Genomic DNA, 22560 nt, shown 5'->3' with positions numbered 1-22560 from the left:
GCGATGGCCGGCGAGAAGCAGTACAGCCGCCGAGCGATGGGCAGGCTGGCGGCGGGCGCCCTCGCGGCGACGGGCCTGGCGGCGCTGCCGGGCCAGGCGCTGGCGGTGCCGCACTACCGGGCGCACGGCCCGTTGCTGACCGACGGCTACCAGACGTGGATCGACGCGATCAACAACCAGTCGGCGAACCTCGCGAAGGTCGTCACCGGCTGGGGCACGCCGGGACCGGGTCCGTGGGCGAACTACCGGGACCACGTCTGGACCGCTTGTGGCGCAACGGACTTCCTCATCGTCCGCACCACCACCGGCGACACCGACAACGTCATCGACCCGAACCGCGCGGTCGCCGAGATCCGCGACTCGCGTTTCTTCGAGTACAAGAACCTCCGCTCGGGCGCCGCCAAGTGCATCATCGAGCTCGGCAACGAGCCGAACATCCGCGTCGCCGACCCGTGGGTCTACGGCTACAACCTCGGCGTCACGATCGACCGCATCCGGGAGACCTTCCCCGGAGCCAAGATCTGCGGCACCGCGCTGTCGCCGAACAAGGGCACCAACCCCGACACGTGGTACGGCAACCCGAACTTCGTCAACGCCATCAAGAAGTGCGACTTCGTGGGCGTGCACTTCTACAGCAACCCCGACGACGGCAGCTTCACCCGCCAGGGCGACTGGAACGAGCTGACGTACGCGGAAACCCTGTCGCGCTGCGCCTCCAAGTGGCCGGGCAAGCCGGTGATCGCGACCGAGTACTCGATCAGGACGACCAGGCTCACCCCGTACGAGAAGGGCTACAAGTACGGGAACCTCGTCCACTTCGACGACTCGGTCGCGGGCAGCCTGTGGGGCGCGGTCTACTACCACGTCCAGACCAACCCGAGCGGCATCGACTTCCACGAGAACGTCGGCTCGGAAGGTGCTCGCGGGTACCGCAAACGCCTCTCCGAAGGCGGCCTCTGAGGTAGACTGAACCCCTGTCCACCTGGGGGTTTGACGTGCGGCGCGGTGTGCGGACGGCTGATGACCTGTTGACGTTGCTGGACGGTCTTTTCGCTCGGAAAGCCGACTGGTGGGACTCCTTCTACGCCGACCGCGAGCGCCCTGTGCCGTTCTTCGTCGCCAAGCCGGACGAGAACCTGGTGAGCTACGTCGAGCGCGGCCTGGTCACCCCGGGCCGCGTCCTCGACGTCGGCTGCGGACCGGGCCGCAACGCGATCTACCTGGCGCGCGAGGGGTTCCAGGTCGACGCCGTGGACATCTCCGCGACGGCCATCGCATGGGCGGTGGAACGCGGCGGCGACCTCGTCCGGTTCCGTCATGGCGACGCGTTCTCGGCTGAGGGTTCGTACGACCTGATCTACGACTCCGGCTGCTTCCACCACCTGGCGCCACACCGCCGGATCAGCTACCTCGCCCTGCTCGAACGCTGCCTGGTACCGGGCGGCCACTTCGCGCTGACCTGTTTCACCGCCGAGGAGGGCACGGCCGCACCCGACCTCGAGCTGTACGCGCAGGCGAACCTGAACGGCGGCGTGGGCTACGACCCGGACGACCTGCGAGGGATCTTCCAGGACCTCGCCGAGGTCGAGCTGCGCCGGATGCACGAGGTGCCACCGGACTCGCCGGCTTTCGGCAAGTCGTTCCTGTGGACCGCGCTGTTCCGCAAGGCATGACAACGGTGTCCGGCAGGCGGAATCACCGGGCGTCGCCACCTGCGAAAGTAGGGTCCACGCCCTGCTCCCGTAGGTGATCCGGGCCCCCTACTCGGCAGTATCGTCACCCGCGTGAAGCGGGCAGGCCACCTCGCTCCGGCGCTGCCCGAGGCAGCACCGGGCCTCTGGGCTGCGGTAATCGCTTTCCTGCTGCTCGCCGGCCTGGCCGCCCTCTACCTGGTCAACCGCAGGCTCGTGCGGCGCGCCGAGCGAGCCGAGGCGGACCTGCGCACCGAGCAGGCCCGTGCCGACGAACGCACCAGGCTCGCCGCCGAGATGCACGACGTCGTCACCCACCGCCTGAACCTCATGGTCCTGCACGCCGGGGCGTTGAAAGTCGCGGCCAAGGACGACGACGTCCGCAAAGCCGCCGAGGAACTGCGCACGGCGGGCTGCCAGGCGTTGGCGGAACTGCGCGACCTGGTGGGCGTCCTGCGCTCCGGCCGCGCCGCCCGCATCCCGGACGTGCTGCCCGACCGCCTCGCCAACCTGGTCGCCGACTCCGCCGCCACCGGCCTCGAAGTCACCCTCACCGAACACGGCGACGCCGACATCATCTCGCCCGCCGTCCGCCGCACGATGTACCGCGTGGTCCAGGAATCCCTGACCAACGTGCACAAGCACGCCCCCGGCGCCCACACCGAGATCACCATCCACTGTGGACCGAGCACCGTCCGCGCCGTCATCCGCAACACCGCCCCACCGTCCACACCGGACACGGCGGCACGACCGGGCTCCGGCCTGTCGGGGTTGCGCGGCCGCGTGGAAATGGTCGGCGGCACCCTCACCGCGGGTCCGACGGACGACGGCGGCTTCGAGGTCGACGCGATCCTCCCGGCGTTCGTGCCCACGCGCTGAAACGTTTGGCCCCCGCCGTGCGACACAGCGGCGGAGGTGGGGAGATGGGCAGACGCAGCTGGCTGCTCACGATCGTCGTGACCGCGGTCGCGACGGCCTACTTCGCGCCGCTGGGCGACTGGGTGGCCGACGACCCGTTGCCGGGCCAGGCGTGGATGAAGCAGCACACCGGCCTGGCTCTCGGCGTCCTCGCGCTGGTCACCCTCCTCGCCGGAGCCCTGACGTGGCAGCGGAAGCACGCGGAACCCGTGCCCGACCGGCCGTTCGACCGCGACTCCGACGGCTACCTCGACGACGTGCGCACCCGCATGAAGGTCGTGTGGATCGACGAGTTCCTGGCGCGCTCACTGGAACGGATCGTGCCCGCGAAGCTCGGCTTCGAGGAACGCCGCGACGCGATCACCAGCCCGTTGCGCGTGATCGGCACCTCGGACCTGCCGTCCGGGATCATCGACATCTTCCTCGATCCCCGCACCGCACGCCGGTTGCTGGTGCTCGGCGCTCCCGGCGCGGGCAAGACGACCCAGCTGCTGCGCCTCGCCGAGCACCTGCTCAACGACCCCGCCGGCCCGGTGCCGGTGATGGTGTCGCTGACCGGCAGCAGCTGGACGGTCGACCCCTACAAGCTGGCCGGCCTGCACCTGCGGGTCTCTCGCGAGGAGGAGAGCGAAGAAGACAACGAGATGCGCGAGAAACGGCTGGAGGAGGCCAAGCGCGCGCAGATCGAGCTCACCATCGACACAGCGGTGGGCTGGATCTCGGACGAGATCAGCCGCCTGTACCAGGTACCGGCGAGGCGGGTGGAGCGCTGGCTGCGGGCCGACCGCAGCCCGGTCGTGCTGCTGCTCGACGGTCTCGACGAGATCCGTGATCCCAGCCACCGCAGGCGATGCGTCGAGACGTTGTCGTTGCTGCGTTCGCACCTCCACGTGGGCATGGTGGTGTGCTGCCGGACCGTCGAGTACTTCGAGCTGGGTCGCAAGCTCGCGTTCGGCGCCGCGGCCGAGATCATGCCGCTGTCCCCGCAGGAGGTGGACGCCTATCTGGCCGACGCCGGTGACGAGCTGGTGTCGTTGCGGGCCGCGTGCCGGCACAGCCCGGCGCTGGCGCAGCTGCTGCGCATCCCGCTGACGCTCACCGTGGCGGTGCTCGCGTACCGGGGGAAGCAGGTGGACGAGGCCATGGTGCGCGAGCTGCTCGCGCACCGGCTGGACCACCTTTGGTCGGCGTACCTCGACATCACGCTGGCCCGCCAACGGGGACTGACCAGCAAGGTTCCGTTCACCCCCGAGCAGTCGCTGAAGTACGCCCACGGACTGGCGCTGCTGATGGAGACGGTCGGCCGCGACCGCTTCGACCCCGACGACCTGGACCTGTCGTGGCTCAGGGGTTATCACTGGGCCGCCCAGAAACTGGTCAGGAAGTACCAGGTGTTCGCCGCGTGCTTCGGGGTGGTCGTGAGCGGCCTGGCGTGGCTGGCCGCGGGTCCCGTCATCGCGGTGCTCAGCACTGCTGTCCTGGTGTTGAGCGGATGGACGTACTTCCGGGCGGACCTGGCGCACACCGGCGGTGTGTCCGTGCGGTGGAGCCTGGACTGGGACGATGCGAGGAACGTGGCGCCGAAGGTGGTGCTGCCCTGCCTGGCGGCCGGGATGGCCGTCGGCACCGTCGGCGGGAACCTCAAGTGGATGGACGGCTTCCACGGCCTCCTGCTCGGCCTGCTCCCCGGCGCGGCGGCGGGCCTCACGGCCGCGGTGCTGGCGCTGCCCTACCGCCGCCGCAGCAGCACGCGACGCCGGGCAGGCGACGCGGCCCGACGCACCCTGGCGGTGCGCCTGACGGCCGGCCTGGTGGCGCTGACACCCATGGCGACGGCACCGTTGCTCAGCCTCGCGGTGGCCGAACCGCTGCGCCCGGCGATGCTGCACCTCACGATCGCCATGGTGGCCGGTATCTGGCTGAGCGGGTTCGCGCGCTCACTGCAGGGGTGGTGGAGCCACAGGTCGGCGCTCCGGGACGTGGTGATCGACGGTGTGCTGCCGCTCGACGTCGAGTCGTTCCTCACGCACACCGAGGACAGGGTCATCACCCGGTACCGGCTCGACGGGCACTGGTTTCTGCACCGCACGCTGCAGACCCACCTCGCGCAGCGGACGCTCACTCGTCCGAAGCCCGGACCGCCCGGCAGGCAAGGTGAACTGCCAGCCGCTCGTCCGGATTCAGCAGACTGACGCCCAGAAGCTGCTCGGCCCGGTTGATCCGCTGCGCCACCGTGTTGCGGTGCACCCGCAGCCGCGCCGCCGCCGTGGACGTCACCGACTCCTCGTCCAGGTAGATCGCGAGTGTGCGCAGCAGCTGCCCGTCCTCCACGCCCGCCAACGGTTCCAGCAGCCTCGTCGCCTGCTCCACCAACGCCGGCGTCTCCGCGGCCATCGACAACAGCCGCCGCACGCCCAGCTCGTCGATGTGCACGACCTTGGCGGTGCCGGTCATCGCGGCCGCCTCCCGTGCCTCGGCGAGCGTCCGCCCCACGCCGGAAGCGCCGGGATGCGGCCGTCCGACGCCGGCGACGAGCGTGCACGGGCCGAGCGCCTGGGCGAGTTTCGCGGTCAGCTCGCGGTGTTGCGACTGCGGCGGCTCGGAGTCGTTGGTGAGCCAGAACGACCAGCCCTCCGAGCCCTCGACCAGCTGGCCGTGCAGGCCGCGGCGGGAGAGCTCGACGCGCAGCCGTTCGGTGTGGGCGGCGTCGAACATGCCGGGTGACGGCGGGTTCGGCGTCGCGTAGATGCCGGTGTGCCAGCCGTCGAGGCGCCATCCGGCGAGGACGGCCTGCTGCACCAGCTGCGGCGGCACGTCGTCGCCCGCGGCGAGCAGCTCGGACAGCAGCGAGCCGCGGGAGCGGGCCCTGCGCTCGGTTTCGAGGCGTTCGGCGGCGACCCAGTTGCCGAGAGCCCAGGACGCGACCTGGCTGATCTGCTGGACCGTCTCCGCCCAACGCTTGTTGCGGCCGCGGGTGTGCGCGACGAGCCACAGGTGCACGTGCCCGGTTCGGTCCGTCTCCACCGGGACGGCCACCGCGACGCCCTCGGGCATCTCGACGGTCGTGGCGACCGAGCCGACCAGCAGGTCCTCCGGCAGGCCCGGCGGTGAGACGCCCTCGATCGCCGTGCCGTCCGCGCTCATCACCGCGCACGTCACGTGCAGCTCGCCGGACAGGATCGTGATGACCGAGCGCGGGTCCGGCCTGCTGCGGCCCAGCCGTGCGGTGACGGCGTTGAGCAGCCTCGCCGCGGCGATCTCGGGGCGGCGGACGGCCGTGCGCAACGAGTCGGCGACCAGCAGCGGGTCCTCGGCCTTGGTCTGCAGCAACGGCACGCCGAGCCGGTTGGCGAAGGAAATCGTTGCGGTGGAAGGAGGTTGGTAGGTGCCGGTGGACGGGCGCACCACCACGACGGCGCGCACGCCGGCGCTGTAGGCCCTGCGCAGCGCCACCTCGACGAGGTACGGCTGGTGCCCGGTCAGGATCACCAGGTCGCCCGCAGAGCACGCCTCGACCGCCGTCATGTCCGCCGCCAGCCGCACGTCCCCGACCTCGGTGTCGACACCGCGTTCGCCCGCCAGCAGGCACGCGTCGCCGAGCACGCCGATCTCCAGCAGATCGCGCACGGTCAGCGAGTCGGCGTCGTCGATCACGAGACGTCCCGGAACGGCAGGTAGTCGAGGTCGTAGCCGAACGCGCGCGGATCGACCCTGCCGAGCATCTCCTCCCGCACCCATTGGGGTGGCGATGGGAGCGCTACCACGTCCACGATCGCACCGAACCGCAGACGCTCGGTCGACACCGGTTTGCCCGACTCCGCGTCGAGGCAGCACAGCAGATCAGGGGTCGTCACGAGCGGTTCGCCGTCCGCGAGCGCGACGAGGTACTCACCCTGCATCTCCAGGCGCACATACGCATCGCCGGCGTCCAGGCGGCGCAGCGCCACCGTTCCGCGAGGAAAGTCCCCAACGGACTCACGCCACACCTCGACGACTTTTCCCCGTGCCACGAGGAACCCGCCGGACGCCTTCGCGCGTTCGTCGACGGAAAGCGTTTGCTGGGACCAGATCTCGCCGAGCTCCAACGCCCTGGCGAGCGAGCCCGTTATGCCTGCTTTGAGCGCGTCCGCGAGTTTGAGCGGCTTCGCGACCATCATCGCCCAGCCGCCGAAGTCGACCATCACCGTGCGCGCGAGCTTCTCGATGCCGGTCGCGTCGAGCACCGCCCGATTTCCGCTGGGTTCCGTGATGGCCAACGGAGTCGTGGGCAGCCCGGCCGCGTCGTAGGTCGTCTGGTCGATCCGTGGGAACGCTCTCCCCATGCCGTCCACATCGACGTACGGCAGCCCCAGCCGTGCCGCGAGGATCAGCGGCAACAACCCGTTGCACCCGCCGACCTCCCAGCCCACCACCGCCGTGGCTTCCGTGGAATCGTGCGCCTGCAACGCTTTCAGGGCGTCTTCCGCCTCCTGGCCCGACGGCAGCTTCTCGATCATCACGGTCGGCGCGCCGATCAGCCCGACCCGCGCGCCGTACCCGTCCGGATCGGCCTCCTCTGGCGACAGCACGGTGACAGGTCCGCTTTGTCGCATTTCGTGCCGGAGCATCGCCGCGAACGCGTGCGTCTCGTGCTCACCACCACCGCCGCCACTGCCGAGCATGACCACGCCCAGGGCGAGCCGGTCCACCTCGTCGGGCTGGAGCAGGTGCATGCGCGTGACCATAGTGCCGTCGGCGCTCGTGCGAGTAGTTCTTGGTGCTGGCGCGTCCAGCGGCCCCTCAGCGGGCGTCCTCCAGCACGAGATCGCCGACGGCTCTCGCCCTCACCCGGCTCGCGTTGCCCGGCAGATACGCCAGCGGAATCTCCTCCACCTCGACGATCCGCACGCTGTCAGCCCTCGCGCCCGCCGCCACGGCCTTGTCGACGGCCTCCTGCCGCGCCGAGTCGAGCACCTCGTCCCGCCGGTTCGGGTCGATCGTGAAGACCCGGTCGACCTCGCCGCCGACCTGCGCGATCGCGGCGCCGATGGCGTTGGCGAACGCGTGGTGCTCCGGCCTGATGATGCCGCTGACGCCCTCGACCTCGTCCGGCACCAGCACGCTGCCGCCGCCGACCAGCACGACGGGCAGCGGCGCCGGGCTCGTGCGCATGCGGTCGACCTGCGTGGCGATCTGCTCGCAGACGTGGTCGAGCACCTCGTTCACGAGAGTGCGGTCGAGGTGTTTGACTCTGGCCGGATCGCCGATGTCGGCCAGGCCCGCCGCGACCGCGATGTCCGTGGCGGTGAGCGTGTCGCCGCCGAACACGAGAGCCTGCTGAGCCAGCTTGTAGCCGACGCTGTCCGGACCTATGGCGAGGCCGTCTTTCTCTTCCCGCACAACGCTTCCACCGCCCAGGCCGATGCTCAGCACGTCGGGCATCCGGAAGTTCGTGCGCACGCCGCTGATCATCACCTCGGACGCCGCCTCGCGCGGGAAACCGTTGTGCAGCATGCCGACGTCGGTCGTGGTGCCGCCGACGTCGATCACCGCGCACTCGTCCAGTCCGGACAGGAAAGCCCCGCCGCGCATGGAGTTCGTGGGACCGGAGGAGAACGTGGCGACCGGGTAGCAGCGCGCGTACTCCAGGTCCATCAACGTGCCGTCGTTCTGGCTCAGGAACAGCGGCGCGTCGATGCCTTGTGCCGTCAGGGATTCCGTGAGCCCGTCGGCGATCTGCTCCGCCAGTTCTCTGAGCGCGGCGTTGATGATCGTCGCGTTCTCCCGCTCCAGCAGCCCGAGCCGCCCGATCTCGTGGGAGAAGCTGACGAGCAGATGCGGCACCTCGGCCGTGAGGATCTCCGCGGCCTGGCGTTCGAAGTCGCCGTTGACCAACGAGAACACCGACGAGATCGCGACCGACCGCACACCCTTCTCCGCGATGTCCACCGCGACCCGGCGCAGCTCGTCCTCGTCGAGCGGCGAGATCACCCTGCCGTCGTACTCGTGGCCGCCGTGGCACAGGTATCCGTGCCCGCCGATGACCTGACGCAGCCGCTGCGGCCAGTCGACGAACGGAGGAAGTGCTTTGGTGGCGGGAAGTCCGAGCCGCACCGCCGCCGTCTGCGCGAGCCCTCTGCCCTCGACGACGGCGTTGACGAAGTGCGTCGTGCCGATCATGACGGCCTTGACCGCCGCCGGTTCGAACTCGTGGGCCGTTTGCAGACCGTTGACGGCTTCGATGATCCCGGTGGTCACGTCCGCCGTGGTCGTCTTCTTGCACTCGGCGAGGACACGCCTTCCCTCGACGAGGACGGCATCGGTGTTCGTGCCGCCGACGTCGATCCCGATGTGCATCTCGCAGAACCACCCCTCAGGCGGCTGACGCTTCCCCGACCACCTTACGGTTGGTGGCTCTTCTCGTCCTCATGCGCAGGAGATCCAACCTGCCGGCTGAGACGTAGAGGGCGAACGCGAGCACGAGGGAGTTCACACTGGACTGCCCGAACGGCAGCAGCTCACCGAGGATCGCGGCGGCAGGCCAGATGACCACCGTGGCTGGCACCCAGCTCGGAGCCGATCTCGGCACGTGGGGGCGAGTCGAGATGATCTCGTTGCGCCACCGCCGCACCACGTAGTACTCGGCGATCATGATCCCGGTGACGGGCGGGAACACCACACCCAGCAACACCAGGAAGTGGCTGAACTGGTGCACGATCCCGGCGGCCGCGAGAAAGCTCCCCGCGCACCCGACGATGACCGTCACCTGCGCCCGGCTGATCCGCACCGCGAACACGGCGTCGAAGAAGTTCACCAGACCGAGCGACGCCGAGTAGAGGTTCCAGTCGTTGATCTTCAGCACGGCCGTGACGACGATGAGCGCCCCGATCCAGCCGCTGGACCCGCTGATGACGCCCATGATGTCCGTGGTGCCCAGCCCGTGCGCGAGAACCACCCCGACCAGGCTGATCACCCACTCCCCGAGCGTGATGCCGAGGATGGTCTGCTTGGCCACGTCCCACTCGTTGCGGTTGAAGCGCGTCATGTCCGGCGCGATCGCGGCCCCGACGATGAAGCTCCCCGTCACCAGCGTCACCGCGGTGACCATGCCGATGGGCGTCCCCGGTGCCTCGCTGGTGAGCGCCTTGGGAATGTCGTCGACGTTCGTCAGCACGAGCCACACGAGCAGCAAGAGGAACGCCGGCACTGCCACATAGGCCGTCCACGCCATCCACCGCACCCCATAGGCCGCAATGACCGTGACCGCGATGCCGAAGATCAGCGACCACACCGGCGCCGGCAACGTCCCGGTGACCCCGGCCAGCGTCGCGCCCGCCAGCCCGGTCTGCACCCCGAACCACCCGGTGCAGCTCAGCGCGATGATCAGCCCGAGCATCGCGCTCCCGGCGTGCCCGAACCCTGTCCACCGCGTGAGGATCGCCGTGGACAGGCCTTCCTTCTGGCCGATGATGCCGACGGTGATGGCGATGGCGTTGAGCAGCACCACCCCGATCGTGAGCGCCGCGAACGCGTCCCAGAACGACATGCCGAACCCGAGTGTCGCGCCCAGCAGCAACTGGCTCAGCGCGGTCGTCTGCCCGAAGCGCTGGGTCGCGACCGACAACCACGGGTGCCGCGCCTGGTCAGGGACACGGCTGAGGGCCTGGTCGTCATGCCCGAGAAGAGCGGCCACAACTCGTCCCTCCGCCCTGTGATCGACAACCCGGACAGTAATCGCCGTCTCACCATCGAGCTACAGACAATGTGCACTGTCGGACGAATCATCACGTTGCGATTCGCACAGGCTGGGTCAATTCATCGCCAGTTTGATTCTGCGCCGCGCCACCAGCCGCGTCTGGTGCACATCAACGCTCACCCCAAGCCCAGGCCGCCGCTCAAACCGGTCATAACTGCGGCTCAGCAGCCAGTGAGCAGCCTCCGCGGAGATCAACTCCAACCGCACCTGCTGCTTGAGCCTCTCCAGCGCCTCCTGCACTCTCCGCGTGATGAACGCGTGCCGCGTGAGGCTGCCACTGATTTCATCGATCATGAAAACCATGGCGTGCTGATCGTCCCCGTACGCATAACTGCACAGCAGTGCCAGATATCCGGCGTCGATCGACCGGTCCCCGATCCAGCACTCCCCGAACCGCAGTGTTTTCAGATCCCACGGCGGCTCGGCCTGCTCGTCGGCCGCTTGTTGGGCCCACTGCCCCGGCCTCCCCGGCAGCAGATGCCCGAGTGCCGTCAACAGTGCCGCGCTTCTTCTGCTCGGCACCTCCCTGAGGTGCTGGACAACGGCCTCCCACAACGCCTCGTTGTCCGCAAAAGGCCCCACGAACGCACTGACCTGCAACTCGACCTCGAGCGGATCCGTCAGCTGCGGCAACGGACGCCCGGCATCCACCACCGCCTGCTGCATGGGTGTGAGCCTGGTCCGCACGCGCGGCAGGTTAGCCCGATCGGCCCAACCCCACGCCTTCGTTGATCCACGCCACCACGCGGATCACCCCATCGTGATCATCGCGGCGAGATTTCACTGAATGTGAGTGATTGGTCGCTCTGAGTCGCACCTGTTCCTCGGAATGGCGCTACGGTCGGCTCGGGCCTCACGAGGTCCAGCTGAAATCCGAGGGGAGGCGGCGTGCAGCTTGAGCACATCGAGCTGACGAGCCTGGACGTGCCTGACGATCCGCGGACGCGAGCTCGTTTTGACGAACTCACTCGTCCAGGTGGCGTTCAGTTGCAGCCTGCTGAAACGTACGAGGCCCGTGATCCGGCCGGGCTCATCACCGTCACCGTGGACAGGTTCCAGATGGTGACGAACGTTCAAATCCGTCCCCGGTGGTACGAGCAGCTGAGGCCAGAGGCATTCCCGGCTGCGCTCTACAACACGTACATCACCGCGGTTCAGCGTGCGCTCGCCGTGGAGTCCACTCGCCAATCCCCCGAATCCGAAAGCCCCGCCGGCCGGCCTGCGCCAGTCGAGCCGTCCGCGGACCCTGCCGACCTCTCGCTCGAGGAGTTCCTGGCGAGGACCAGGTCCCGGCTCGACGCCATCGACGCGGAGTACGACGCGATCCGTCGCCGGCAACAGGCCCCGCGTGCGGACGCGTCCGAGGTACGCAGCCCACACGGCTATCTCACGATGCACGTGCGCGACGGCGGGCCGATCGCAATCCACGGCGATCCTCAAGCACTGGACAACCCGTCCGACACCGTCCTGGCCGAGGAAGCCCTGCAGATGTTCGTCCGCGCGGGCTTCGGGGTCGATCCGGAGCAACCACGACGTCCGTCGGCGCGACCGGCGCGACCACAGGGCGGCGCCGACGACGCGGACGACGAGTACTTCGACGAGTTCAAGGTGCTGGGCAGGAGGGACGGACGTGGCTGACTTCAAGACCGTCACCAGCGAACTGAGGGACGAAGCCAAGCTCTGGCAGGAGAAGGCGGACCAGACCGAGCCGATCGTGCAGGCGGTTAACCAGGCCTACCTGTCGGCCTCCGCGTTCTTCGTGGGCGATCTGACGACTCTGGCCGCTGGAATCGCCAACGCCCAGATCGAGGCCGCCCAGTACGAAGAGTTCCGCGCCTTCATGGAGAAGGTCATCCAGGGCGCGGTCACCGAGTTCAACCAGATCGACGGCACCCTGCGCAAGATCGCCGACGAGTACGACCGCACCGAGAGCGTCAACGAGATCGATCTCAAGAAGTTCTACAGCGTCTAGGAGTTGATGGCCCCGATGCCTGGATCCGACGAGATGAAAGGCCAGTTCGATCGCGGGTTCGTCGGGCTGGCGGACAAGGCTCAGGAGTGCGGCGACAGGTTCAACGCGGCTGTCCACCACATCAGCGACTGGCGGTTCGTGCTCGGTCCGGCGATGATCGTCATCGGCCCCGCCATCGACAAGATCCGCGATGGCGTGGAGAAGCTGATTCGGTTGATCAGGACCGCCGTGGCACACCACTTTCCGGTCGTGTCGCTCATCGTGCAGTCCTTCAAGTGGATCGAGGACGTCCAGGCCCCGGTGACCGGCCTCGTTCAGGAGAAGACCGACCTCGCCTATCACTGGACTGGTGAGGCCAGCCAGAAGTACCAGGACAAGGTGACGGCGCAGAACGACGCGATCGCCGTCTACGCGGCGAAGGCGGACGGCGTCAGCAAGTGGCTGATGGACATCGCCAAGTACAACGTCGAGTACATGACCGAGCTCTCCCGGATGGCGACCAGCTTCGTCGGCGCGCTTGTCACCGCCGCGATCGAGGCGGCAACGGTCGTCGAGATCCCGTTCGCGGTGAAGGACCTCGCCGGCGCCATCGGAACCCTCGTCACTCAGGCGCTGGACAACCTGGTCGGCATCGCCAAGCGGTTCGTGGAGACCCTCAGCAAGGTGCGCGACATCATGAGCATGATGAGCGACGTGAAGCTCCCGAAGAACCAGTGGCCGCAGGCAGTCGCCGGCTGAGTTCACACCCACTACAAGAAGAGATCATGCGACCTCGCCTCACCTGGATCCTGCACATCAGCATGGCGACGGCGCTCGTCAGCGGCTGCGGTGCCGAGCCGATCCAGACGCCCACGTCCGGTTCCAGCTCGACATCGACCACGCCACCTCCCCCGCCGGTCAAGTACTCCACCTCCGGCTGGAAGGGCTGCACCGAAGTCCGGCAGCAACTGACCGGCGATCTACCTCCCCCGCTTCCGGAGGACAGACAGGAAGGCCCCAAGTGGTCCCTCCGGATCTGCCCGTTCCGGTCCGACGACACGCTCGTCGTCCTCCGCCTCCAGTACTGGGAAACGACCGATGACATCACCGGCGTCCACAGTGGAGCGGAACGCGCCAAGAAGGAGTTCCTCGACCGCGGTCCGACACGCGACAAGGACAGCGGCGTGAGCCTCGGCTCGGACGCCCGCTGGAAGAGCGACGACAGCAACGGCTGCACCCTGGAGATCCTCGACGAGAACGCCGTGGTGAGCGCGAGCAGCAGCAATCGCAAAACGCCCAGCGCCGGTGACAACGAGCAGTGCCACGGACCTGTGCGGGAGCTGGTGAAACAGTTCTACGCCGCCGTCCAGCCGCGATGATCATCGGCTGACGCGGCGCGGCAGAGCGCCGTCAACAGAATCGACACGCCGACCGGCAACTGCTTCGACCGACGTGGCCAACGGGTCAGCCTCCACACACACGACACAGGAGCAGCGCCTGCACGAACGCGGTCAGTGGCAACGGAATCGGGCGTCGCAGAGGTGCGCGGTTCGCTGGTGGAACGACGTCACGGTGTCGAGCGGCGGACGCCAGCCACACCGAAGCTCCCGCGAGTGCGAGAGCGAACGCAAGCCACACTTTGCTCCACCCCACGCTCGACCATACGGACCAAAACTTTCCACACCCGGATCGGCCTCGTCGCCCGAACGGCGGGACCGGAACTCGTTACGAAGATCGGCCGCTCGCCGTGTCACCCGAACGAGCTACAGCGACCAGCTACGGTGGGCCACGTGACGAAGTCTCACAGGGTGCCGGCGGACCTGTTCCGCTTCACCACGGCCGAGGGCGCGGAGCTGCACACTGCGGTTTTGCGTGCCTTTGGCGTGGCGAACGAGCGCCTGGAGACGTCGCTCGGCGTCGATGACGTGCAGCTACGGCTCAAGGACGTCGGTTGGGCCGAGCAGGTGACAGACGAGGAGCTCGGCAAGTCTCTGAGTGCTCTGAGGCAGTGGGGGCTCCTCGAGAGCGGGCAGCACCGGTTCGGGCTCACCAGGCTCGGTGAGGCGGCGTTTGCGGGTGTTCAGCACGCCATCCAGACGCTGACCAGCAGTGGGGCGTTGCAGACGGCGGTGCTCGACGCCATCGCGGACCGACTCGAAGAACTCGCGAAACAGACGCCCAGGACATTTGCGGCGTTGATGGAGCTTGAAGGGCACATCGAGACGTTGCAGACGAACACCGCGCGGTTCAACGCGGATCTGCAGCGGCTGCTCAAGGAAGACCACGACCTGGCCACGTTCCAGGACGTCAAGCGCACGACGATCACGTATCTGAGGGACTTCATCGGCGACCTGGACGCGCGCAAGCACCGGATCCGCGACGCGATCGGCAAGGTCCCCACAGACATCCACGAGCGGGCACAGGAAAACGCCGGCCTCTACGCGGAAGACGACTGGCTCGACAAGCGAACAGAGCGGTGGCGCAACCTCAAGGCCTGGTTCCACGACTCGCCCTCGAAGGCCGACGAGCTGCAGGACGTGGCGCGCAAGGCGATCGTGCAGCTGCTCAGGGTTCTCGACCGGATCAGCGAGCAACGACGCAAGCCGACCAACACCGCCGCCGACTTCACCGCGCTGGCGCACTGGTTCGCGAAGACCGAGACCGAGGACGAGGCGCACGAGCTGTTCAACGCCGCGTTCGGGCTGCATTCCGCGCGGCACGCCCACATCGCGCACGCCGACGGGGAGCTGATCCCGAGTGGCGAGCCGTGGCACAACACGCCGCCGGTGACCATCTCGCCGCACCTCAGGACGACCGGCAAGCAGGAGCACATCGGGAGCACGGGCAAGATCCGCAACGTCGACGAGGTGCGCCGCAACCGCAAGGAACAGGCGCAGAAAGAACGCCAGGAGGTCGAGCACGCGTGGCGGCAGATCCAGACCGACGGACCGGTCCGGATCTCCACGCTGACCAGCCTCGACCACGACACGTTCCACCGGCTCATCGACCTGGTCGGGCGGGCGCTCGGCAGCGATCCGGACAGCACCGGCACGCGCGCGGCCGGCACTAGTGACGGGCGGATGCAGATCAACCTGCGCAACGCTCGCGGCTGGGCGACCATCACCACCCAGAAGGGCACCTTGAGCGGGCCCGACTACGTGATCGACGTGCAGAGCCGATGAGCAGGACGGGGAACCAGCTCGCCCGGCTGGAGAGCGAGGAGGTGGCGCGTGGCATCCGGCTGCTGCTCGCCCGGCCGTTGCTCACGGCCGGCAACGATCCCGACGGCTTCGACCTCATCCGACGGCGCCGAGAGCCGATCGTGAAGTGGTTCGACTACTACTGCGGCTGGCGCGTCATGGTCGAACCGCGCGCGGGGTACGCACGTCTGTTCAAGACGACGCAACGGCCTGACCGCACGCGTCCGGCAGAAGGCTTCGACCGGCGGCGATACGTGCTGTTGTGCCTCACGTGCGCGGAGTTGCTGACGACGACAACGACGACCATCGACGCGTTGGCGGAACGCGTGCACCAAGCGGCGAACCTCGAGCACCTGCAGCCGTTCGACCCGACGAAACGCTCCGACCGCGGTGCGTTCGCCGACGTGCTGGACTTCCTCGATCAGCAGGGCGCGTTCGAGATCAGCGAGACCGAGATCCGCAGCGACCCGGTGATCATCACCCGGCTGCTGACCGCCCAGGTCTCACCCTCCACAGTGGACACCGTCGAGGGCCTCACGAGAGAGACCCGGTACGACCAGGCGCACCGCAGCCTGTGGCAACGGCACTCGACGATGCGCAGGCTCATCGACGATCCCGTGGTGTACAAGGAAGACCTGACCGAGAGCCAGCGAGCGTTCCTCAGCTCGCCGACCGGGCGCAAGATCGTCCAGACCGGCGTCGGGCTCGCGGGCTGCACGCTGGAGGAACGCGCGGAGGGGTACCTGGTGGTGGACGCCGACGCGATCGCCACGGACACGAGATTTCCGGACGACGACAGCCACGCGAAGGTCGCGGCGTTGTTGTTGCTCGACCGGTTGGCCAAAGGTCCCGCACGAACCGAGGACCTGGCCGAAGAGGCACGCGAGCTGCTCACGAAGTTCCGCAACTGGGCCAAGGCCTACCAGTCGGACGGTGGCGCGGACAGGCTCGCGGCGGACGGGCTCGCACTGCTGGTGGCGTTCGGGCTCGCTCGCGTGCACAACGGCACCGTTCGCAGGCTGCCCGCCGCAGCCAGGTACGAGGAGCTGCATGACTGACCGGTGGCACCCCAGCCGCGCCGGGATCATCAACGTCTGGCGCTACTACGACGAGATCTTCACCTTCCACCAGGGAAGACTGCTGCTCAGAGGCCCGAACGGCACGGGTAAGTCGAAGGCCCTCGAGCTGCTGCTGCCGTACCTCTTCGACGCGAACCTGCGCCCGCACCGCCTGTCGACGTTCGGCAGCGCGGATCGCACCATGCACTGGAACCTCATGGGCGAGGGCAACCAGGGCAGCACCCGCGTCGGGTACGTGTGGCTGGAGTTCGAGCACGAGAACGAGTGGTTCACCTGCGGCGCAAGGCTTCAGGCCACCACGAACACGTCCAACGTCAGCGCCACGTACTTCACCACCACGCAACGCATCGGGGATCTGCAGCTCGTCAACGAGGCCGGCCGCCCGTTGACCAAGACCGACCTCGCCGCGACGATAGGCGACCACGGCGTCGTGCACGCCTCACCGGTCGACTACCGCCACACGGTGCGGACGACGTTGTTCCCCGGCGTGAGCGAGCAACGGTACGACTCGCTGATCACCGCGCTGTTGCAGCTGCGCACGCCGAAGCTGTCCGAGCGGCTCGATCCGAGCGTGCTGTCCTCGTTGCTGTCCAAGGCACTTCCGCCACTCGACCAGTCGGATCTCACCGAGATCGCCGAAGGTTTCGAACGGCTCGACCGGCAACGCGAGGAGCTGAGTCGGCTCGACCAGGAGATCACCACCGCCGAACGGCTCGCGGACGTCCAACGCACCTATGCCCAACGGGTGCTCGGTGCGGCGTCGTGGGACCTGCAGTCGTCGTCCGAGCAACTCGAAGATCTCACGCGCGCCGCCCGCATGAGCGAACGCCGCTACCAGCGTCAGGTCACGCTGACCGACGAGGCCTTCGAGCAGCTGGCGGCGCTGGGCCGCGAGGCGAGCGCGGTCGACGCCGAGATCGCCGGGATCTCCGACCTGCCCGCCTACCAGGAGGGCAAGCAGCTCGACCTGTTGCGGCAGCAGCATTCCGCGGCCGTTCAACGAGCCACCGAAGCCGCCGCGCACGCTGCGAAACTCCGCGCACGTGCCGTTGCGGACGACGAACAGGCCGCGCAGACCAAGGCCGACGCCGCCGCACGCGCTGATGAGGTGCGGCACTCGGCCGCGGACGCCAAAGAAGCCGCCGAACGAGCCAGCATGCCGTCAGTCTTCGAAGAGATCGACGCAGGCCCGGACTCGCGAACGGGCCGTCAGCTGCTCAGCGCCGCCGTCGACGCCCGCAACGCCGAGATCAACGCGGTCCTGCGCGCCGTGGCCCTCCACGAGAGGGCAGTCGACGCACGGGACGCCGCCCGGCTACGGCTCGACGAGACCCGTGAGGAACTCGACCTCGCCACGGACGCGGAAGCAGCGGCGCAGCAAGCGTTCGAGCAAGCGTTTGCGAAGTTCGGCGCCGACTTCGAGACGTGGGCACAGGGCTGCTCTGAGCTGCGCGCTTCCGAGCACGGTGAGGTCGTCGAAGCCGCTGCCCTCGCCCGCGAGGAGTTCAGCGCGATCGAGGCACGCCTGCACGAAACGCGCACGGCACTGAACGGCCAACTCTCGCAGTACAACGCCATCCGCGAGAAGCTGGCGAATCAGGTCGATGTACCGCCACCAGCGCCGTACACCCGTGACACCGATTACCGCTCATCTGCCGTGGGCGCCCCCTTGTGGCGTCTGGTGAACTTCCGCCACGGCACCCCACCGGACGTGTGCGCCGCAGTGGAAGCGGCCCTCGAAGCGTCCGGACTGCTCGACGCGTGGCTCACGCCGGGCAACTCGTTCGGACTCTCCGACCAGGACCGCTTCGCCGAACCGCTGCTGTCCGGCCCCGCGCCCGGCAGCACGCTGCTCGAAGTGCTCGTCACCGACGACGACCGCGCCTACCGGTTCCTGGAAGGCATCGCGTTCGGTGACACGGCCACGGGCCACACGGCGGCCATCGGCGCTGACGGCACGTGGCGACTCGCGAACGCGCACGGCCGGTGGACCAAGCCCTCCCCCACGTACATCGGCGCCGACTCACGCAAACGCGCGCGGGCAGGCAGGATCGCCGAGCTCACCGGCCTGATCGAGCAGCTCGCCACCGACCTGTCCGGCGTGGACGCCGCGCTGTCCCAGATCGCGATCCGCCGCGCGACCCTCACCGGCGAGCTCGCCCGGCAACCGTCGACCGACCCGGTGGAGATCGCCGAGGAGCACCGCACCAAGGCGCAGTTGCGTTGTGCGGCGAGGAAAGACGCCGTCGCGGCCGCCACCCGCCGAGTGTCCGAAGCGGACTCCCACGTCGCCGAGACGCTGCGCATGGTCAACGTCGACGTCCCGATGAACCTGGACGTCGTCGCCGCGTTCGGCACCGCGGGCCACCGCTGGCTCGACGACCGCCACGACGCGCAAGCCGCAGAGGCGCAGGCGGTCGAGGCGATGAACCGGTCCGCGACGAGCAGTGCGCTGGCCGACGAAGCCGAGGAAGCCGCGTCCGCCCGTCAGCAGGAGGCCGCCGACGTCGCCATCACCCTGGAGACCGTCGAACGTTCAGCGGGGTCTGAGTTCCACGCCCTCGACCAGCAGCTCATCTCGTTGCGCACCAAGGCCCTCGAACTGGCCGAGCAACGCGAGACGTTGCAGGACAAGCAAACCGGGCTGGCGCGGACCCTCGGCACGTTGGAGGAGAAGCGCAAGGTAGACGCCGCCCGCGCCGCCGAAGCCGCCACGGTGAAAGAGGCAGCCGAGGCGCGCCACCGCCACCTCCACGCCGGCCACCTGCCCACGGACGCCGGTGACCTGCCCGACGGCCCGGTCGACTCCAGGCTGATCCGCGACGCCGAGTCCCGCCTCGGTCTGGCCGTGCACGAGGCCCAACAACAACTGGCTGGCCGTATCAACCTGTCGCTCGACCCCGACGACAACGTCACCGTCCTCAGCGCAACCCTGGACGGCGCGCGCATGGGCGCCCACGCGTTGTTGGAAGCACTCCAGGCCGAACGCGACCGCATGCGCACACACATCACCGACGCCGAACGCGACCTCTTCGACCAGACCCTCACCGGCGACACCCGAAGGCACATCGCCCAACGCATCCAGGGCGCCGCCGAGCTCGTCGACACGATGAACCAACGCTTGGAGCGCGTCCAAACCGCGTCCAACATCCGCGTGCAGCTCGACTGGCAGGTGGACCCGCAACTGCCGCCGGGCACCCGAGAAGCCCGCGACCTGCTGCTGCGTTCCGACCTCGACGACGCGGAACGCACTGTGTTGCACCAGTTCTTCCGCGAGCGCGTAGAGGAAGCACGCGCACACGACACCGCAACGGGCTGGGAACAACAACTCGCCCAGGTGCTCGACTACACGACGTGGCACCAGTTCGTCGTGAAGGTGGACCGCGGCGATGGCTGGGTCCCCGTCACCAAACGGGTCCACGGCGCGCTGTCCGGCGGTGAGAAGGCCATCGTGCTGCACCTGCCGTTGTTCGCCGCAGCAGCAGCGCACTACCACGCCACACCGCACTCACCCCGCCTGATCCTGCTGGACGAGGTCTTCGTGGGCGTGGACGCGACGAACCGCGGCCAGCTGCTGGAACTGCTCGTCGCGTTCGACCTGGACCTCGTGCTCACGTCGGACCACGAGTGGTGCGACTACCGCGAGCTGACCGGCATCGCCATCCACCAGCTCACGACCGGGACCGACGGCGACGACGCCGTCACGACCGTCCGCTTCACCTGGGACGGCCACAGCCTCAAGGCCGATGAGTGAACAACGCCAACATCTCCCGTTGTTCGTCGTCGAGAGGGAACGCCGGGTTGTGCCGCGGATAGACCTCCGCGGCCTCCCACAGCTGCGTGCGCACACTCGACGCCACACCGATCTTCAGCCCACGCGCGCGTAGCTCGGCCACCACACTCGCGGCGTCGAACAGGTACACGGCGTCGACGACCATCGGCCGCACGTCGGCGGCCACCTTCGGCCCGGTCAGCACGAGGTAGCTGTCCGGCCCGTTCTCGCGCAGGTCGAGCAGGTTGTCGCGCTTGAGGTACCACCGGATGTTGACGGTCCGCCCGTCCGCGAACCGCCCGTCGACACCGCGAGCCAGGTGCTGCTCCAACGAGATGCCGAACACCTGGGCCGCGATCCAGTCGCCGAGGTGCCCCACCTGCACGGGCCGCCGGATGCACGCCGTCAGCGCGGCGTCGATGCGGTTGCGCTCCTGGATCAGCTCGGCCACCCGCTTCACGTCGTTCACGCCCGTCCTCCCGAACGTCGCCTGGCCGGATGGTCCGCCCTCGCCTCCGTGATGGCGCGGAACCAGTGCGGCGGAAGCACGTCCGGCTCCCCGAACTCCTCCTTCAGGCAGACGTGCTGTCGCAGCGCGCTCGCGGTCTCCTGCCAGCGCAGGATCGTCCACCGCACCAGCCGGCTGTCGGACAAGGCGCTGACGTTCACGTACCGGTGCATCTCCTCCTCCGTCGCGGGCACCGGGTCTGGCAGGTCGACCTGCCACTCCAGCGGCACCCGCTTCTCGCAGAGCGACCGGATCTCGCTGATCTCCGCCAGCGCGTCGGGAATCGTCAGCGACGTCCACCGCCGCGGCGCGGTACCGGCGATCGCTTCGAGCTTGTGGACGAGGTCGAACGTCGGCGCCCAGCCGATCATCAACCGGTCCGCGCACAGGTCGACCAGGCGCCGAGCCGCCGCGTACTCCGTGAACGCTTCCTGCGCCGGCACGATCCACGCACCGGTGTTGTCGCCCTCCGCGTTGATGTGCCACACCGCCACCACGTCCTCCTGGCCGGCGACGACGTGGTGCAGTACGAAGTGGCCGATCATCGACGTCCTCCGGTGAGCTCGCCCAGCAGTCCCGCGAACAGGTCCTCGGACACGACGGGAATCCCGTACGTGCGGGCCTTGTCCGCCTTGCCCGACATCGAGTCCGGGTCCGCCGCGATCACCAGCGCGGTCTTCTTCGTGACCCCGCCGTGCACCGCCAGCCCCGCGGACAACGCCCTGCTCTCCCACACGTCGCGCGGCTCGCGCATCTGCCCCGTGAACACCACCAGGTCGCCCAGGGACAGCTGCACCGGCGGCTGCAGCACGACGTCCACCCCGAGCAACGACGCCACCAGGCGGAGATCGGCCTCCTCGTCGGCCGACAGCACCCCGTCGTCCCAGGCGGTCTCGGCCAGCGCGGCCAGATACCCGCGGTGCAGCGCCATCACGTCCGGCAGCCCGAGCTCCAGAGCACGGGCGACGTCGACCAGTTCCTCCTGCTCGTCCGCCGACAGGTGCCGGTCGACCAGCGCCCGGTCCAGCACGTCGAGGTACTCGTCGCCCCGCGGCGTCTCCACGCGGGGCAGCAGTCGCACCAGCTTGGCCAGGAAGTGCTGCTCGGACGCATGCCCACGGCTGCGCTGCACGGCGAACGCACTGGACCTCGGCACGTCGAGGTGCACGGGCGCAACAGCACCAACGCGGTCAAGGCACCGCACGAGCAGACCCGACGCCGCGCGCGCGTCGTGCAACGCGGAGTGCGCCTTGCCCATCGGCACGTCAGCCGCCGCACAGCACGCGACCAGCGAACGCGACGAAGCACCGAGGTACCGCCCGGCCAGCTGCATCGTGCACAGGCCCGACGCCGCGAGCTCGTACCCCAGCCGGGCGAACTCGGCGCTGAGGAACCTCAGGTCGAACGACAGGTTGTGCGCGACGAGCACCCGTCCGGACAGCCGTGCGGCCAGCTCACCCGCGATGCCCGCGAACTCCGGCGCGCGGCGGACCTCGGCCGCGCTGATGCCGTGCACGTCCTGAGCACCGAGGTCACGACGAGGGTTGACCAGCGTGCACCACTCGTCGGTCCGGCGCCCCGAGGAGTCGACGTGGACGACCGCGACCTCGATGACCCGGTGGTGATGACCGGGTGAGAGCCCGGTGGTTTCGACGTCGACGACCGCGTACCCGTTGCCCATGCCCGAGCTGTCGTTCGGACCCGTG

19 protein-coding genes are annotated in these 22560 nt (G+C 68.7%); 11 read left to right on the top strand and 8 right to left on the bottom strand.

Going from position 1 to position 22560, the window contains the following annotated elements; translation table 11 throughout:
- The first annotated feature begins 3 nt into the window (after positions 1–3).
- The 4 genes from AB0M24_RS15535 to AB0M24_RS15520 all read left to right on the top strand — a co-directional run bounded on the left by AB0M24_RS15535 (position 4) and on the right by AB0M24_RS15520 (position 4801).
- Positions 4–960, top strand: a complete 957-nt coding sequence (locus AB0M24_RS15535) for a hypothetical protein (protein ID WP_363766769.1) — start codon at positions 4–6, stop codon at positions 958–960.
- A 35-nt stretch (positions 961–995) separates the two neighbouring features.
- The gene (locus tag AB0M24_RS15530; RefSeq protein ID WP_363766766.1) at positions 996–1673 is read left to right on the top strand and encodes a class I SAM-dependent methyltransferase; all 678 of its coding nucleotides are present in this window, start codon (positions 996–998) and stop codon (positions 1671–1673) included.
- Between the two features lie 111 nt (positions 1674–1784).
- A complete protein-coding gene (locus tag AB0M24_RS15525) occupies positions 1785–2570 on the top strand; it encodes a histidine kinase (protein WP_363766763.1) in 786 nt (261 codons plus the stop codon).
- Positions 2571–2614: 44 nt separating this feature from the next.
- Positions 2615–4801 (top strand): AAA family ATPase, encoded by a 2187-nt coding sequence (locus tag AB0M24_RS15520; RefSeq protein WP_363766760.1) that lies wholly within the window; start codon positions 2615–2617, stop codon positions 4799–4801.
- On the opposite strand, the gene AB0M24_RS15515 is transcribed toward AB0M24_RS15520, so the two are convergent.
- From AB0M24_RS15515 to AB0M24_RS15495, 5 genes are all read right to left on the bottom strand, one after another.
- The gene (locus AB0M24_RS15515; protein ID WP_363766757.1) at positions 4728–6263 is read right to left on the bottom strand and encodes a helix-turn-helix domain-containing protein; all 1536 of its coding nucleotides are present in this window, start codon (positions 6261–6263) and stop codon (positions 4728–4730) included. The two genes, AB0M24_RS15520 and AB0M24_RS15515, sit on opposite strands and share 74 nt — an antisense overlap.
- Positions 6260–7321 carry a DUF917 domain-containing protein gene (locus AB0M24_RS15510; RefSeq protein WP_363766755.1) on the bottom strand — a complete coding sequence of 354 codons (1062 nt, stop codon included), beginning with the start codon at positions 7319–7321 and terminating at the stop codon, positions 6260–6262. The genes AB0M24_RS15515 and AB0M24_RS15510 overlap by 4 nt, the downstream gene beginning before the upstream one ends.
- A gap of 67 nt (positions 7322–7388) precedes the next feature.
- Entirely contained in the window at positions 7389–8945 is a 1557-nt protein-coding gene (locus AB0M24_RS15505; protein ID WP_363766752.1) for a hydantoinase/oxoprolinase family protein, read from the bottom strand.
- A gap of 16 nt (positions 8946–8961) precedes the next feature.
- Positions 8962–10281 (bottom strand): cytosine permease, encoded by a 1320-nt coding sequence (locus AB0M24_RS15500; RefSeq protein WP_363766749.1) that lies wholly within the window; start codon positions 10279–10281, stop codon positions 8962–8964.
- Between the two features lie 117 nt (positions 10282–10398).
- Positions 10399–11010 (bottom strand): hypothetical protein, encoded by a 612-nt coding sequence (locus AB0M24_RS15495; protein ID WP_363766746.1) that lies wholly within the window; start codon positions 11008–11010, stop codon positions 10399–10401.
- A 321-nt stretch (positions 11011–11331) separates the two neighbouring features.
- Between AB0M24_RS15495 and AB0M24_RS15490 the strand changes: the two genes are divergently transcribed.
- From AB0M24_RS15490 to AB0M24_RS15460, 7 genes are all read left to right on the top strand, one after another.
- On the top strand, positions 11332–11982 hold the full coding sequence (locus AB0M24_RS15490; RefSeq protein WP_363766743.1) for a hypothetical protein: 651 nt from the start codon (positions 11332–11334) through the stop codon (positions 11980–11982).
- A complete protein-coding gene (locus AB0M24_RS15485) occupies positions 11975–12316 on the top strand; it encodes a hypothetical protein (RefSeq protein ID WP_363766740.1) in 342 nt (113 codons plus the stop codon). Before AB0M24_RS15490 ends, AB0M24_RS15485 begins: the two co-directional genes overlap by 8 nt.
- 15 nt (positions 12317–12331) lie before the next feature.
- A complete protein-coding gene (locus AB0M24_RS15480; protein ID WP_363766738.1) occupies positions 12332–13054 on the top strand; it encodes a hypothetical protein in 723 nt (240 codons plus the stop codon).
- Positions 13055–13080: 26 nt separating this feature from the next.
- Complete coding sequence (locus tag AB0M24_RS15475) at positions 13081–13674, top strand: hypothetical protein (RefSeq protein WP_363766735.1); 594 nt, start codon at positions 13081–13083, stop codon at positions 13672–13674.
- A gap of 411 nt (positions 13675–14085) precedes the next feature.
- Complete coding sequence (locus AB0M24_RS15470; protein WP_363766732.1) at positions 14086–15477, top strand: TIGR02677 family protein; 1392 nt, start codon at positions 14086–14088, stop codon at positions 15475–15477.
- The gene (locus AB0M24_RS15465) at positions 15474–16553 is read left to right on the top strand and encodes a TIGR02678 family protein (RefSeq protein WP_363766730.1); all 1080 of its coding nucleotides are present in this window, start codon (positions 15474–15476) and stop codon (positions 16551–16553) included. The genes AB0M24_RS15470 and AB0M24_RS15465 overlap by 4 nt, the downstream gene beginning before the upstream one ends.
- Positions 16546–20328: a TIGR02680 family protein gene (locus AB0M24_RS15460; RefSeq protein WP_363766727.1), complete on the top strand. Its 3783-nt coding sequence runs from the start codon at positions 16546–16548 to the stop codon at positions 20326–20328. Before AB0M24_RS15465 ends, AB0M24_RS15460 begins: the two co-directional genes overlap by 8 nt.
- Here the strand turns inward: AB0M24_RS15460 and AB0M24_RS15455 are convergent.
- From AB0M24_RS15455 to AB0M24_RS15445, 3 genes are read right to left on the bottom strand one after another with little or no spacing between them, the layout of a single operon-like run.
- On the bottom strand, positions 20312–20815 hold the full coding sequence (locus AB0M24_RS15455; RefSeq protein WP_363766725.1) for a hypothetical protein: 504 nt from the start codon (positions 20813–20815) through the stop codon (positions 20312–20314). The two genes, AB0M24_RS15460 and AB0M24_RS15455, sit on opposite strands and share 17 nt — an antisense overlap.
- Entirely contained in the window at positions 20812–21399 is a 588-nt protein-coding gene (locus AB0M24_RS15450) for a DUF6218 family protein (protein ID WP_363766722.1), read from the bottom strand. Before AB0M24_RS15450 ends, AB0M24_RS15455 begins: the two co-directional genes overlap by 4 nt.
- Positions 21396–22535 (bottom strand): exonuclease domain-containing protein, encoded by a 1140-nt coding sequence (locus tag AB0M24_RS15445; RefSeq protein WP_363766719.1) that lies wholly within the window; start codon positions 22533–22535, stop codon positions 21396–21398. The genes AB0M24_RS15450 and AB0M24_RS15445 overlap by 4 nt, the downstream gene beginning before the upstream one ends.
- Between the last annotated feature and the right edge of the window lie 25 nt (positions 22536–22560).

It is taken from the genome of Lentzea sp. NPDC051838, assembly GCF_040681245.1.
In the GTDB taxonomy this organism is placed as follows: Bacteria; Actinomycetota; Actinomycetes; order Mycobacteriales; family Pseudonocardiaceae; genus Lentzea.
The sequence above is the reverse complement of the archived record's forward strand: the minus strand, read 5'-3'. Positions and strand labels throughout refer to the sequence as shown.